General features: G+C 44.5%; 15 protein-coding genes. 6 read left to right on the top strand and 9 right to left on the bottom strand.

Annotation, left to right across the window (positions count from 1 at the left end):
- Positions 1-121: 121 nt before the first annotated feature.
- A complete protein-coding gene (locus tag JM642_RS17360; RefSeq protein ID WP_037414210.1) occupies positions 122-373 on the bottom strand; it encodes a DUF2999 family protein in 252 nt (83 codons plus the stop codon).
- Between the two features lie 387 nt (positions 374-760).
- On the opposite strand from JM642_RS17360, the gene katG reads away from it, so the two are divergent.
- The 4 genes from katG (at position 761) to JM642_RS17340 (ending at position 5,648) form a co-directional block, all read left to right on the top strand.
- Positions 761-2,983, top strand: a complete 2,223-nt coding sequence (gene katG / locus JM642_RS17355) for a catalase/peroxidase HPI (RefSeq protein ID WP_203432241.1) — start codon at positions 761-763, stop codon at positions 2,981-2,983.
- Between the two features lie 198 nt (positions 2,984-3,181).
- Positions 3,182-4,675 (top strand): ATP-binding cassette domain-containing protein, encoded by a 1,494-nt coding sequence (locus tag JM642_RS17350; protein WP_203432240.1) that lies wholly within the window; start codon positions 3,182-3,184, stop codon positions 4,673-4,675.
- 176 nt (positions 4,676-4,851) lie between these two features.
- Positions 4,852-5,148, top strand: a complete 297-nt coding sequence (locus JM642_RS17345; RefSeq protein ID WP_011071038.1) for a DUF134 domain-containing protein — start codon at positions 4,852-4,854, stop codon at positions 5,146-5,148.
- A complete protein-coding gene (locus JM642_RS17340) occupies positions 5,145-5,648 on the top strand; it encodes a NifB/NifX family molybdenum-iron cluster-binding protein (protein ID WP_037414203.1) in 504 nt (167 codons plus the stop codon). The genes JM642_RS17345 and JM642_RS17340 overlap by 4 nt, the downstream gene beginning before the upstream one ends.
- Before the next feature lie 501 nt (positions 5,649-6,149).
- Here the strand turns inward: JM642_RS17340 and JM642_RS17335 are convergent.
- The 7 genes from JM642_RS17335 to JM642_RS17305 all read right to left on the bottom strand — a co-directional run bounded on the left by JM642_RS17335 (position 6,150) and on the right by JM642_RS17305 (position 12,761).
- Positions 6,150-7,184, bottom strand: coding sequence for a transposase (locus JM642_RS17335; RefSeq protein WP_203432239.1), 1,035 nt, complete (start codon positions 7,182-7,184; stop codon positions 6,150-6,152).
- Positions 7,185-7,297: 113 nt separating this feature from the next.
- Positions 7,298-7,882, bottom strand: a complete 585-nt coding sequence (locus JM642_RS17330) for a hypothetical protein (protein WP_203432238.1) — start codon at positions 7,880-7,882, stop codon at positions 7,298-7,300.
- Positions 7,876-8,718 carry an RHS repeat-associated core domain-containing protein gene (locus tag JM642_RS20495; protein WP_275403228.1) on the bottom strand — a complete coding sequence of 281 codons (843 nt, stop codon included), beginning with the start codon at positions 8,716-8,718 and terminating at the stop codon, positions 7,876-7,878. The genes JM642_RS17330 and JM642_RS20495 overlap by 7 nt, the downstream gene beginning before the upstream one ends.
- A 456-nt stretch (positions 8,719-9,174) precedes the next feature.
- A complete protein-coding gene (locus JM642_RS17320; protein ID WP_203432237.1) occupies positions 9,175-10,152 on the bottom strand; it encodes a transposase in 978 nt (325 codons plus the stop codon).
- Between the two features lie 293 nt (positions 10,153-10,445).
- Positions 10,446-11,423, bottom strand: a complete 978-nt coding sequence (locus JM642_RS17315; protein WP_088586145.1) for a transposase — start codon at positions 11,421-11,423, stop codon at positions 10,446-10,448.
- A gap of 171 nt (positions 11,424-11,594) precedes the next feature.
- Positions 11,595-11,942, bottom strand: a complete 348-nt coding sequence (locus JM642_RS17310; protein WP_169548405.1) for a thioredoxin family protein — start codon at positions 11,940-11,942, stop codon at positions 11,595-11,597.
- A gap of 207 nt (positions 11,943-12,149) precedes the next feature.
- Entirely contained in the window at positions 12,150-12,761 is a 612-nt protein-coding gene (locus JM642_RS17305; RefSeq protein WP_203432236.1) for an excalibur calcium-binding domain-containing protein, read from the bottom strand.
- Positions 12,762-13,065: 304 nt separating this feature from the next.
- On the opposite strand from JM642_RS17305, the gene JM642_RS17300 reads away from it, so the two are divergent.
- Positions 13,066-13,422 (top strand): helix-turn-helix transcriptional regulator, encoded by a 357-nt coding sequence (locus JM642_RS17300; protein WP_037414271.1) that lies wholly within the window; start codon positions 13,066-13,068, stop codon positions 13,420-13,422.
- A 1-nt stretch (position 13,423) separates the two neighbouring features.
- The gene (locus JM642_RS17295) at positions 13,424-14,374 is read left to right on the top strand and encodes a hypothetical protein (protein ID WP_203432235.1); all 951 of its coding nucleotides are present in this window, start codon (positions 13,424-13,426) and stop codon (positions 14,372-14,374) included.
- Between the two features lie 34 nt (positions 14,375-14,408).
- On the opposite strand, the gene JM642_RS17290 is transcribed toward JM642_RS17295, so the two are convergent.
- On the bottom strand, positions 14,409-15,209 hold the full coding sequence (locus tag JM642_RS17290) for a hypothetical protein (RefSeq protein WP_203432234.1): 801 nt from the start codon (positions 15,207-15,209) through the stop codon (positions 14,409-14,411).
- Between the last annotated feature and the right edge of the window lie 12 nt (positions 15,210-15,221).

The following is a 15,221-nucleotide window of genomic DNA, read 5'->3' as shown; positions in this document are numbered from 1 at the left end:
GCGAGGGGCGATAAGGTTTTTATATCTTTGTGTAGCAGTGTGAAAGGGTAGAGATAACAATTTGAATAAAAAGGCAAAGCTAATGCTGCTTTGCCTTTATAAGCCGATTGGCTGGGATAAATTACTTTTGTAGCTGCGCTTTAGCGGCTTCAACCTTAGCAAAATCTAAGCCCAATTCGAGTACTGCTTCTTTAATCACGGCAGGGTTTTGCATTACCAGAGCCATCAGTTGTTGCAGTTTTTCAGGTGGAATACCGAGCTGGCCAATAATGCCCATCGCCATCAGGGGATTATCGGTTAATGCTTGAAAAAGCTCGTTAATTTTTGCATCAGTGACATTGTGTTCTTTTAAGATGGCAATAATCGGATTCATTGCAATACCTTATCAACGTTAACGGAAAACGGCCGCTATGCTATCACAGATAGCTAAACCTTTTGGATGAACAATTTTATACCATAGTCATTCCCTATAAGTTGACTACTAATACAGTATGGATTTCGGTAAGCGGCAACTTTCTTAATGCTTTCATAAATTAACCATCGTTAATCTATTTTCGCGATTCCATTCATCGGTATTAATCGTTTCAATTACTTAGAAGCCTGTCATTAGACTGCAATCTCGGTTGTGTTAACGGCATATGACAATTTTGCCTTGGAGTAACACAACGATAAGGATTGCTGTATGCCGTCAAGCAGCAAGCGGATGGCTCATTGTTAATACAAATCAATGGGCCGAACAGGACGAAACTAGGTAACTATCATGAAAATAAACACCCTTCCTACGCTATCGGCGTTAACTTTGGCTATGTCTCTCGCATTGGGGGCGGGAACGGCCACAGCGCAAGAGCAAGTCACAGGTAATCAATTTTGGTGGCCTGAAAAATTAAATCTCAGTCCATTACGTCAAAATGCGATTGAATCCAATCCCTATGGCAGTGATTATCACTATGCCGAAGCCTTTAAAACCTTAGATCTCGATGCGGTAAAAAATGATATCAAAGCCTTGATGACCGAGTCTCAGGACTGGTGGCCTGCCGATTATGGTCACTACGGGCCTTTCTTTATCCGTATGGCGTGGCATAGCGCGGGCGTATACCGGATTTTTGATGGCCGCGGTGGTGCTGCGGGTGGCCAACAACGTTTTGAACCCTTAAATAGCTGGCCGGATAACGTGAGTTTAGATAAGGCGCGCCGTCTGTTGTGGCCCATCAAGCAAAAATACGGCAGCAAGCTGTCTTGGGGCGACTTGATGGTGCTAACGGGTAACGTGGCATTAGAGTCGATGGGCTTTAAAACCTTTGGTTTTGCGGGTGGTCGTGAAGACGACTGGGAAGCCGAAATGGTCAATTGGGGCTCAGAAAAAGCGTGGCTCGATAGTAAAAGACGCAACGAAAAAGGCGAATTGGCTAAACCTATGGGCGCGACCCAAATGGGCTTAATTTACGTTAACCCAGAAGGCCCGAACGGGGTGCCTGATCCTTTAGCATCGGCAAAGGAAATCCGCGATACCTTTGGCCGTATGGCGATGAATGACGAAGAAACCGTTGCCTTAATCGCCGGTGGTCACACCTTTGGTAAGGCGCATGGCGCGCACGATCCTGCAAAATGCGTGGGGGCCGATCCGGCCGCAGCAGGCATTGAAGAGCAAGGTCTAGGCTGGAAAAACAAATGTGGTAAAGGCCACTCTGAAGACACTGTTACCAGTGGTCTGGAAGGGGCTTGGTCATCCAATCCAACCAAATGGACCATGGAATATTTAACTTGGTTGTATACCTTTGACTGGGTACAAACCAAGAGTCCAGCGGGCCATATCCAATGGACGCCGGCCGATGGCAAAGCGGCAAATCTAGTGCCCGATGCGCACCTGCCGGATAAGCGCCACGCACCGATTATGTTTACCAGTGATATCGCGTTGAAGGAAGACCCTATTTATCGCGAAATCACCACGCGTTTCCTGAAAAATCCTAAGGAGTTTGAGCTAGCCTTCGCTAAGGCGTGGTTTAAGTTAACTCACCGCGATATGGGGCCAAAAGCGAGATATTTAGGTGCCGATGTGCCAGCAGAAACGCTGATTTGGCAAGATCCTATTCCTGCCCTTGACCATCCGCTTATCGATAACGCCGATATTAAAGCCTTAGGCAATAAGATCTTAGCATCTGGGTTAACAGTGCCTGAGTTGGTGAGAACCGCATGGGCGTCGGCAAGTAGCTTCCGTGATACCGATATGCGTGGCGGGGCAAATGGCGCGCGCATTCGTTTAGAGCCTATGATGAACTGGCAGGCGAACAATCCAAAAGAGTTAGCTAAAGTATTGGCTAAGCTTGAGAAAGTCCAAAAAGACTTTAACGGTTCGCTCAAGGGCGGCAAAAAAGTCTCCTTAGCGGATGTGATTGTGCTGGGTGGTAGCGTCGCGGTTGAGAAAGCCGCGAAAGAGGCGGGAGTGACGGTTTCGGTGCCATTTACCCCAGGGCGAATGGACGCGACACAAGCACAAACCGATGTGAACTCATTTGCTGTGCTTGAACCTGCGGCCGATGGTTTCCGTAACTATTACTCAAAAGACAGCAGTCTTTCTCCCGCTGAGATGCTGATTGAGCGCGCCAATATGCTTAATCTGACCGTGCCAGAAATGACGGTGCTGGTGGGTGGTTTGCGTGCGTTGGATGCCAATAGTGCTGGCGTTAAGCACGGTGTATTTACCGATAAGCCAGGTGTGCTGAGCAATGACTTCTTCGTTAACTTACTCGATATGTCGACTAAGTGGAGCAAGTCAGCCAAGCAAGAGGGCATTTACGAAGGACAAGACCGTAAGAGCGGTAAGCTTAAGTGGACAGCAACCCCAGTCGATCTTATCTTCGGCTCTCACTCTGAACTGCGCGCCGTGGCTGAAGTGTATGGTGCACAAGATGGCCAAGACAGATTCGTGCAAGACTTTGTTAAAGCGTGGAATAAAGTCATGAACGCTGATCGCTTCGACATCTAAAGTGAGTGGTTAACCTCAAGCCCATCCGCGCGTTTTCGTCGGGGTGGGCTTTTTTATTTTTATGGATAATCAGTGTTTGAGCGATTGCTGACTGGCATTCCATTCTGCTTATTTACTCAGTAGTATCAATGCCATGATAGATTTTACGCATATTCAGTCGAGTCAATGTTAATCGGGTTGAATACCTAAGGAAGTGGGATGGGGAATAGTGCTACGTACTGGGATAAAACGCTTGTTGTAAAAGGGTTGCGCTACGGTCGTGGCAATGAGCTGCTAGTCGTTGAAGATTGGCAGTTAATGCCGATGCAACATTGGGCTATTTTTGCCACCGACAGTTATAGCGGCTCACTCCTTGGGCGAATATTAGCGGGTGATATACAGCCTGATGAAGGCGAGATATCTGGATTACCGTCGCGAATTGGTTGGGTGTCACTCGGTTTACAACAGGCATTACTTGAACGTGAGCTAGCAAAGGATGAACTCGACTATGGTTCAACGGTTGAATCCTTAGTGCTGGAGTCTTGTTTGCATACTGAGCGTTTGAGCGCCTTTTTACAAAAAGTGGAACTCGAACACTTAGCGCAAAGAGGATTTAGACAGTTATCGACTGGTGAGACTCGTCGGGTGATGTTAGCGAGGGCACTGGCAACTGAACCTGAATTATTGATTTTAGATGACCCCTACGCTGGGTTGGATAGCGAGCATCAACTCAGCCTATCACGGCTGTTAGTTGAAATTGCCGAATATACTCAGTTGCTTATCATCACCTCCCGCCAAGAAGAGTTACCGCCCTGTATTAGCCATGTGGCACTGTTTAATAGCGATATGCTCAAATCAGGTCAGCATGTGCATCAACTCAGTGCACCTATGTCGATTGAGCAATGGCATAGTCACCCTGTGATGGCACACTTAAATGCGCTTTCGGCTAGCCGCAGTGCCGAGCTTTTAGCACTGATGGAGCGTCAACGTCACAATGCCGAAGCCTTTGATCCCTTAGTTGAGATTAAAAATGGCAAGGTGGAATATGTTAGCGGCTTGATTTTTAAAGATGTGAATTGGCGGATTAGTGCAGGCCAACACTGGCAAGTGCGGGGGCCAAATGGTTGCGGTAAGAGTACCTTACTCGGGCTGATTTTGGGCGATCATCCCCAATGCTACAGCAACGATATCACCCTCTTTGGGCGTCCACGAGGCAGTGGTGAGAGTATTTGGCAAATAAAACAACGGATTGGCATAGTATCATCGGCCTTGCATTTGCAATACCGAGTGAGTTGTTCGGCGCTCGATGTCTTGTTATCGGGTTTTTACGATTCTATCGGCCTGTACCATAAACCCACCAAACCTCAATTGGATCTGGCGAAGGAATGGCTAGCGATACTGCATATGAGTGAGTTTGCCAGTACGGGTTTTAAGCAATTGGATTACGGCCAGCAGCGGCTATTGCTGATTGGTAGAGCCTTGATTAAACAGCCGTTATTGTTGATTTTGGATGAACCCTACCAAGGGCTCGACTTTATCAATCGCACTTTGGTAATGCGGGCGCTGAATATGATTGCCGAACACCATCTTAGCCAATTGCTTTATGTCTCCCATCATAGGGAAGATGCCTTGCCAGCCATTAAAAACTTTGTCGATTTTATCAAGCAGGAAGAAGGTTATTCGGTCGAGATTAGTGAGGGTGCCGATGTGTAACTCGACTATCGCTATAGAGCCGAACCTTATCATCATAGTGAGTAAAACTGTGATAACAGCCTCGGTTTAAAAGTGGTAAATGACCATAATAGTTTTTGGCGTACGCCAAAAACTATTTAAAGGGAGCGTCAAGACTCGATTGCTTTCTAACATTTGCCCCTGAGGTGCAATTACAGATGCCCAGACCCAAAAAGTGCCGCCAATTATCGAGTTGTGTGCCCTGTAGCCTGTTTAAACCTAATGGCATACCAGCGGCCAACTTATCCCAGATCCTTTTAGCTGCCGACGAGTTTGAAGCCTTAGAGCTTGGTGATGTGCAGCGCCTAAGCCAGCTTGAGGCCGCCGCGCAAATGGGGATCTCGCGGCAAACCTTTGGTTATCTGCTCGCCAGTGCTCGCCAAAAAGTGGCGACTGCCATTACTCAAGGGTTAGTACTGAAATTACCGACTCCAAATGATAAGGACCCAATATGATTATCGCCCTGCCTATTAGCCGTGGACGGCTTGCCAGCCATTTTACTAAGGCGCAGCAAGTCCATTTTTATGATGAAAATCATCAACTTTTACTTTCTATCCCGAACCCCGCCCTTGGCGGCAATTGCCAAGATAAAAAAGCCTTGTTAGATGTCATTCGTGCCCAGCACACCAGCATTGTGGTGGTGCAACATATTGGTGAGCGTATGCTTGGTAAGCTGCTCGATGCAGGGATCAGTGTGAGCCGAGGGGATAATCAATTATCGATTGCCACGCTGCTCGCCCAGAGTAAAGAGGTGAATTTGCGTTTAACCCAAGCATCACAGGGGCGTGCATCCCTAAAACATTTAGCCAAGGGCGGATGCTGTGGTGCTAAAAGAAGTTGTGGCTGCGGCGGTAAGGCAAAGACAACTCAAACCTTGTTGAGCCTGACTCAAGCGCAGCCAAGCTTAACCTTAGCTAAACCCATCGCATACAGTGGTTTTAGATTATCAAAATAGTCATGGCGTTATTGTAGGAGCGGAATAAAGTTTGATACTAAACAATCAATTTCCCCTGCGAGTACCGTTTTAGATTAAACATGACCCAAAATAAAGATTCATACTAAGTGCTACTACTCAGTCCGAATCGAGCTACAACCGAGTATTAAAGTATCATACCCGTTGTAGCTCACCTCGGGACAAAAGCGATTAATCTTTTATCTATTTATGGAGTTTATTGTCATTGTTTCCCCAGTGACTCGCCGCCTCTTTATTTAACATGAAGTATCCCTATAGGCTCGACGGCGACATCTGCGGTACAGGATGTACTAATGCAGCGATCACATGGATGTGAATGAGCTGCCATGTCGCCAACGGTCACTGGTGCCCCAATGCCAATTTTAACTAACCATTTGCAATATGTACGTAAAAAGCAAAGGGACAAAAAGCGTGCTATGTTTTGCGCGAAATTACCTCCATTTCGGATAAAAAAATAATCCTAAACGCTGAGTCGTGAGCAACTTAAGGATGTAACGCTTGGCTTGAGGCTTTACCTTTACACCATTTTCCGCTGTTATGCTGCTTTTTAAATGCACACATGCTATCCCATCGACCACTTATGCCACTGTATTGACGACGAAACTCTTTGGCTGATGTGAGCCACGCATCGGGCGCAATACCTAATTCATGGAGCAGCTTAGGTCTCTGGTTATCGATATAGCCTTTCTTATCAAGGCGAATGGCGCGGCCTGTCCAATCAATCAGTTCGAGATAATCGGCAAAATGAAATGGAATGCCCACTTGCTGATTCTGGTGAGCTGCGCCATCGAATTGGACGAGATACTTGTGAAGAATATGAGCTTGATTGGTTGCGGAGTCAGTTTGTGGCGTTGAGATAGCTAATGGGCGCTTGGGTGAATCTAGCGAGTTAATTCGCTCCTGAATCGATGTAAAATCAGAGGATTGCAAAGAATCGGCAATGCCTGCTCTGATTGGATTTAAATCCACATACATCATACAGGCCAGTAGTGCTTGCTCATCTAACAGTGCTTGCGATTTAAAACGACCTTCCCAAAAGGCGCCTTTACACTCATCTTCTCGATTGGCTTTACGGGCAATTTCTTCATTTAAACAACGCATAAACCAAGAAATACTGCTTAATCGTTCATGCCACTCAGTAATTAAGCCATCGAGTAACATGCGTTCACCTTCGATTAAAGCATCACCATTCATATACTTAGTAGCAATTGCATGGCCTTTAGTGATTTGGCACCAACGGCTGATAATGTCTTTTTGCGTTAAGGATTTGGCCTTATCGACATCTATTTTAAGCACTAAGTGGTAATGGTTACTCATCACCGCGTAGGCGCAAATATCGATACAAAATATCGTAGACAAGGCTTTGATTTTATCAACAATCCAGCTACGTCGATGCTCGTAACTACGTCCAGAGAGCTTATCCTCACCACACAAAAAAGCCCTTCTGACACAGCGATTTATCACATGATAGAAGGGCGTTGCATTAGCATCAATTAGCTGTCTTCTGGCCGAAGTCATAGCAAACTCCACACAGACAAAATCAGGATAATTTAAAGCCTAGTTGAAGGTGCTGAATAACACAAAAAGATATGGCTGTCCCCGATATCCGATATCCCCGATATTTTGTTATTTTAATAATGATAGATATTTGTCTCTACTTTGGGATAAATTAAATCATTTGCAACTGTAGAGGAGCAAATAATTTCTCCATTTACATTAACCAATGAGAGCTTTATATTCGTCAACGGTGGTGTATGGGATGGAACCACTACCTCTCCAATAAAATGATCAAATCTAAATGACTTAGATTTCACTCCTTCAACAACCAAAAACATTTCATCATTTATTTCATTTAAGCCCAAAATCATGCCATGAAATGTTTTATTTAAAACTTTTCCATAATTTATGATTTCCAAAGTAGTAATTGCCCAATTTTTAGAGTCACTCTGCACCTTAAAAGATACAGAAAGCCTACCATTACTGAGCATTTTACTTAATGGAGAATACTTTTCTTTCACAGATGCAAGACTAATCCCTGAGTAATCCCACTTATAATTTTCATTGAAACTATTATTATCATAATAATCTATTACATTAAAATTTATCAATTCATTATTAAGATATCCTGCACATTCATGTTGTGTACTAGTTATTGTGGCTGATGAACAACCAGAGATAAAAGCAAAAATAAGCATATAAATGTATATTTTTAGCATCCACATCCTCCTAATTTAAACCAAGCAGAAGACTTTATGTAAGACGCCGTAGCAGCCCGTACAGCATTGGAAGTTGTAATTGAAGCAACGGAATCTTGAACTCCATGAGCCCAAACTGCTGGGTTCAAGTAATTCATTCCATTCCAAGGTTGCATATCTCTATGAGCAGGGGAAAAACTATCTTGCAATGCATGTATTCCTGCCGCCAAGTCATCTTTATTACAACTGGTTAGCCCCTTGCTTATTAATTCGTTATACAGTTCTGTTGTGTCTTGAATAGGTTGATCAACTTTACCGTCTCTTATGTGGTGTGTATAAGAATTTTCAGGCATTTGACTGCCCGGCCTGAAATCAACTCCTGCAACATCACTTCCTAAACTTCCACAACTGCATCCCAACATTCCCATTGCTTCATTTGTCCATCGATTATGAAACCCTGGAACAAATAGCCCTGTAGGGTCAGTTAATGCAATAGAGTTATTTTCTGCATAAGTATAAGTATTAGAGCCCCCCGCCAAACCAATCGGGTCGCTTTGAATATACCTACCCAGTTGAGGATCGTAATACCTAAACATGTTGTAGTATAAACTGGATTCCATATCGAAATATTGTCCAGGGAAGCCTATGTTGAACTCACTAATACTACTGGTTAGTACTGTCCGGTCAAAGGCTTTCAGGTTAGCTTTCCAGACAACAGCTTGACTGGTATTGGTCAGTAACTCTGGCCTACCTAATTGATCATTGTGGACATAATACAGCTGATTGCTTTTGACATAGCCTACAGGCTGACCGCCATAATAAATATACTCTTGGGCACTGTTTGGTTTGGCAAGCAATAATCCTGCTGTAGAATAGACATAACGTTCGGTGCTGCTGCCGTTGGCCTTATAAGCTCGCTGACCAATTGCATTATATCCGTAGCGAGTATCTACCCCATTTTTAGTGAGCTTAATAAGTTGTTCGAATGCATCATAGGTATAAGTATTACCACGGCTACTGTCAGATATAATGTTCCCGTTTGCATCATGGCCAACGGAATAAATCGGCCACCCATTTTAAATATAAATCGGCCACCCATTTTAAATCAAAAACATAATGCACTTTTAGGTTACCTACAACCCGTTCTGGCTCAAATGGTTTAAACGAGAGCGATCAAACGTCGCGAGAACTGAATCTGAGGCATAAATTGAACTAATTTATTCAAAAATAGTGTATTTCAGACGTGGCAAGTGAGCCCATAGTGCTTGAAAGATGTTAGGCGATGATTATTTTCGAAGTTATATAAGTCGTTGTCAGTTGCAGCGCAAGTGCTGGCAGCTTGATGCAAAGTGCCGTCGTCGCTTTTCGAGATGTTCGCAGTAATCGCTCAGTGCTTGCAATGTGCCTACTGGACCGTGAAATAGTTTGCCAAACTCGGTGGTCAGTTTGAGCCAGTTCTTATGGGGGATATTTAATCTGGTCAGTAACTTACCGCTACTTTCACTGATGCTTCCACGTTTATCGTTGCGAATAATTCGGCCTGTATCATCCACCAATTGAAGGTAATCGGTTAAGGAAAACGCAATGCCATTGGGTTGGTTGTCGCACTCGTTACCAATAAATGGCAGGAGATTGCTCGGCTGCTCACCTTTTAATGCGGCCCGAATACGTAGTTGGATACTGGTATGGTCGGATTGTTCTAGTGTATCAGCAAGTTGCGCTCGAATCGGATTCAAATCAACATAGGCCATACAGGCTAATACCGCAGCTTCATCGAGTAGGGCTTGCGATTTAAAACGACCTTCCCAGAACCTGCCTGTGCAGTTATCTTCTTGATTTGCTTGCCTTGCAATCGGTTCGTTGAGGCAGCGCATAAACCATGAAATATCACACAAACGACTACGATAAAGGGCGATTGAATGCTTTAATCTGCTCACCTCATGCGCTTCAACCAACTCACCTTTTGCGAACTTTTGCGTTAACGCATCGCCTTTAAACAACTTATGCCACTGCTCAAGCACTTCGCGGTCAGTCCAGTGATTTGCCGTCTCGATATCGACTCGTAGCACCAGATGCAGATGATTCGACATCACCGCAAAGGCCGCCACATCAATAGCAAAAACGGCTTCAAGTTCAAACAGTAGCGATTCTACCCAAGCGCGGCGATGGTCATAGTTTTTACCCGAGTAACTATCATCGCCACATAAAAAAGCCCGCCGAACAACTCGGCTACAGCAATGGTAATAAGGCGTGTCTTCAAGGCTTATCTGGGTTCTACGAGGGCGCGGCATACAAACCTCCTTGTTTAATGCTTAACCAAAGCATAGTCGGAGATTAACTACCGCGCGATTAAGGTTGGGTGTCCATGTTTTGATGTAACAACATAATGCACTTTCCGTTTACCTACAACTTGTAAAAGTTAATATTGTTCAAAAAAGAACCATCAAAAGTCACAGGGATAGCATCTGAGGTAATAAATTGAGCTAATTCCTTAAAAAATAGTGTATTTCAGACGAGGTAAGTCATCCCATAGTGCTTGGGAAGTTTTAGGCAATGATTGTTGTCGAAGGGATATAAGCAGTTGTCAGTCACTGTAAAAGTGCTGGCAGCTTGCGACAAAGTGCCGTCGTCGCTTTTCTAAGTGTTCGCAGTAATGAGTCAGTTCTTGTAATGTGCCTACTGGACCATGAAATAGCTTACCAAACTCGGTAGTCAATTTGAGCCAATTGTCATGGGGGATATTTAATCTGGTCAGTAACTTACCACTGTTTTCACTGATGCTTCCACGTTTATCATTGCGAATGATTCGGCCTGTATCTTCCACCAATTGAAGGTAATCGGTTAAGGAAAACGCAATGCCATTGGGTTGGTTGTCACACTCGTTACCAATAAACGGTAATAGATTACTCGGCTGCTCACCTTTTAATGCGGCCCGAATACGTAGTTGGATACTGGTATGGTCGGATTGTTCTAGTGTATCAGCAAGTTGCGCTCGAATCGGATTCAAATCAACATAGGTCATACAGGCTAATACCGCAGCTTCATCGAGTAGGGCTTGCGATTTAAATCGCCCCTCCCAGAAACGACCTGTACAGTTATCCTCTTGATTTGCTTGCCTTGCTATTGGTTCGTTAAGGCAGCGCATAAACCATGAGATATCACACAAACGACTACGATAAAGGGCGATTGAGTGCTTTAATCGGTTGACCTGATGGGCTTCGACTAACTCACCTTTAGCGAATTTTTGCGTTAACTCATCGCCTTTAAACAACTTATGCCACTGCTCAAGCACTTCGCGGTCAGTCCAACGATTTGCCGTCTCGATATCGACTCGCAACACCAGATGCAGATGATTAGACATCACGGCAAAGGCTGCGATATCAATAGCAAAAACAGCTTCAAGTTCAAACATTAGCGATTCTACCCAACCTCGACGATGGTCATAATTTTTACCGGAGTAACTGTCATCACCACATAAAAATGCCCGCCGCACCACGCGGCTACAGCAATGGTAATAGGGCGTGTCTTCAAGACTTATCTGAGTTCTGCGAGGGCGCGGCATACAAACCTCCTTGTTCAATGCTTAACCAAAGCATAGTCGGAGGTTAGCTACCTCGCTATTAAGGTTGGGTGTCCATGTTTTGATGTTTTGGGGGCATAAATGTTTTAGAAAAGGCTGTACACCGATGTGTTAGCTGCCTTTTCAGTATGATTCTTTATTATTTGGTGACAGTTATTCTGCATTCAGTAATTTATAGGGGCGGGCAATCGCTCCTTTGAGATCGCCGAGGGAAAACACCTTCGAAAAGCGCGCAAAGCTTTTGCCATAAAATATTGTTTCTACCACGGGCAGACTAAAGACATTGTATCTCGCGGCAAGCTCTAGGTGAGCCTCACAGTCGATATAGACTAACTGCATTTGGGGAAAATCCTCCGCTAGCATAGCGGCGATTTGCGGTTTTAGTACCTGACATACCCCACAACTTGGCGCACCAAATAGCAGTAATACCGCTGGATTTTGCTTTAGTATGGCATCCAGTTGCTCAGGTGTTTCAAGGGTGTGGATAACGGCAGTCGGCATGGACAATCCTATCGAATTTGGGGTTTTACAGGCAGAGTATCACGGAATTAATCCCCATTTTACGGCACTGCTGCCGATAAATGAGCCTACGAAAAATAGACCCACCGTCAGTATGATAATGCCGAATACTATTAGTCCTGCTATTTGTGCTCCGCTGAGCTTATCGATCCAATGCGAAAGCGTATTTATCATTTTTGTTTTACCTCGTTACAACATGGATGAGCTGCACCATTGGCTTTCACAGGGAATACCATCGTCGTCACCATCCATTTGCGTGTTGGGACAATTTTGAATGTAAAAGGTCGCTTCAGCACAGGAGCGCATATGGCTGCAATGGGTTTTACCTGCTTCACAGTGAAATTGAGGTTCGACTGTTCTTGGAGATTGTACTTCGGAATAAGCGGCTGGTTTTTCCTCAATAATAGTTTCTTGCCTTTGCTGAAATGCCTTATAGCCAAATCCCGCTATGGCAACAAGTAATAATATTGAAATCAAACGGTTGAGTGAGGTCTGGGGTCTCTTGGTATTGGCGCTTTTGTTGCCTCGATTGACCTGTGGCGTTCGGCTTGCGGCTGATGATGTGGGGTTTGCTGCCAGTACCGCAACGCCCTCTATTGAAGCGATTACAGCTTTAATTTTGCCGTCATTCTGGATTTCTGTTTGGTATAAAATGCTATCGCCGACTTTCGGTTTTCGCGCCATCTTCTTAAGCACTGAGATATGGATAAACACATCGCGATCACCACTTTTATCGGGCTGAATAAAACCAAATCCCTTTTCATCGTTCCAGCGTACTAAAACGCCTCTCTCCATGAGCATTGATAGTTTCCTTATGAGTTGATTCTGCGCCTAATTGGATTTACTTGCATAAAAGGCTGCCAGCTAAGTTACTCAAGTTACAGCCTTTTGGCAATTTGTATCTGGGTTGCATCGCGATTGATGCACTTTGCTTTGTGCGGGCGATGGCCTCAGTACCTTGTGGTTTATTTGATTTGAAAAACAACTCACCAAACCGTTTTGACTAAATTTTGCGCTAAAAACTTGCCATATTACTGTGTGTCGCATAGTATTTGCTGTGTGCCACATAGTATGTACGGCACAGTGTTAATTATAGGAATTGAGTATGACAAGTTCACAGCTAGTCAAAATGCGGCTCGAGTTACGCCGTGGCGTATTAGTGTTGGCGGTATTGGGATTGTTAAAACAACCCCATTATGGTTATTCGCTTCGCAAACAGTTGCAGGACGGCGGTATCGATATTGATGAGGGGACGCTTTATCCCCTAGTGCGCCGTTTAGCCGAGCAGGGATTGTTAGAAAGTGAGTGGCGACAGGCTGAAGGGCGTGAACGCCGTTACTATCAATTGTCATCATCGGGGGCTGAGCTACTTAGCCAACTAACCGAGGAATGGCAGCAACTTAATGGTGCCTTGGCATTTTTGCTAGGGCAGGTTACCGATGAGAATACAGAGGAAAACTGATATGGAATTAGTTGACCGTTATATTGCCGCTGTGCAACGGGAATTGCCCGAAGATAAACGTCAGGAAATTAGTCGTGAACTCAAAGCCAATATCTGTGATCAATTGGATGCCCTTGCTGAACAAGGTGATCTGTCGGAATCACAAATCGCCGCAGTGTTAAAGCAAATGGGACATCCGGCACAGGTCGCTTGGCAATTTGTGCCACCAAGCCCCATAGTGGCTAATGAAGATATCTCTTTGTTTAAGTACACCTTGTATATGGTGCTGGGCGTCTTATTTGTATTGCAGGTGATTGGCGGTGCGACCCAATGGCTTGGTGCGACTGAAGGGAGTTTATTAGGATTTCTGCTGCATATTGTCCACGGCTTTATCGGTGATGCTTGCTTTGCATTTACCGTAATTGTGTTGTCATTTTGGAGTTTTTCAATTCAGGGAAAATCAATTTCCGCTGGCTGTAATAAAGACTGGCAACCGCAACAACTGCCCAAAGTGGTGCCTTCTTGGCAGCAAATCCGCTTTAGTGATGTGTTTTTCGATCTAGCGACTTATCTTTTTTTACTCTTGGTAATTTGGAATAGTGTCTGGATGAGCGCCGAGCAACTGGCGGCACGTTCAGTTATCTTCAGTGTTAATGTACAGCAATTGCTGCAATGGTTTAGCCCCATTATCTTGCTGTCTATTTTCAATAGTCTTTGGCAACTGCGCCGTCAGGTGTGGACGGCAACATTATTGCTAACGAATATGGGGATGAATCTAGCCTATGCGTTATTGCTTGTTTTTCTGGCGTTTAACTCGCCATTGTTACAGGTTCAAGGATCTGACTTAAATGGTCTTTTTACAGTGGAACAGTTAGATAAATGGTTAAGTCATGTCCTGTTGATTACGGCATTATTCCCCAGTTACGAATGTATCCGTGATCTGTTGAGATGGCGTAAGTTAACTGCAAGCTAGAGGCTTAAATGGTGGCGTGATTCGTGGTGAGGGATTATTTGTTTTGCTTACTGCTAATACTTGCTTGCGCTTGTTGCTTGTACAGTTCAAATAAACCTTGCTGCTTCATTTTTTTGAGTTGTGCAGCGAGGTTTATGGCCAGTTGGTTATGGCGCTCGTTTAAATACCCATAGCTTGTGATTGCCTCTAATGTCGCTATCGGTTTTATTAGGCCGCCTTTAAACTCAGGAGTTTGCTGAAGGAGTTGTGAACTTATTTCTGAATCGATGTAGATATCTATCCGGCCGTGAAGTAATTTTCGAAATGAGTTAATGGGTGAAGATGATTCGCTAAGCCGCGCTTCTGGTATAAGCGCTGTAAGGATTTGTTCAACCCGCAATATGCCTCGGTAATATTCAACCTTATAGTCTGCTGCGGTTAGTGATTGCCAATCAGTAAGCTTGATATTGGGATTATTACTAAAGGCGATTAAATGTGTTTCGATAATGGGTTCTTCAACCCTAATCACATGTTGTACTTTATCGCCATAGGTGAACACTCTACCGGGTTCGCCATCGACTTTACCTGACTCCAGCATTTTGCTGGCTCGAATTGCGGGTACGAGTTCATAACTAAATTGATAACCCAGTTGGTCTAAGGCATGGCTGTAAATGAGTTCGGCCCATTTAAAGTAAAAGCTATGTTCTGGATCCTCATAAAACGCCATAGTAAATATGGGTTTATCCGTTACAGTCGCCGCTGTTGGCGAAGGTGTGGTTTCACTCGCTTGGGCGCTTAAGCAAAAGACGATTCCAATTAATATATTGGATATACCCGCAAGGTTCCTAAACGGCATGCTCACTCCCTT

The sequence above is a fragment of the Shewanella sp. LZH-2 genome (assembly GCF_016859145.1).
Classification (GTDB): domain Bacteria; phylum Pseudomonadota; class Gammaproteobacteria; order Enterobacterales; family Shewanellaceae; genus Shewanella; species Shewanella xiamenensis.
This window is presented reverse-complemented; position numbering and strand designations above follow the sequence as displayed.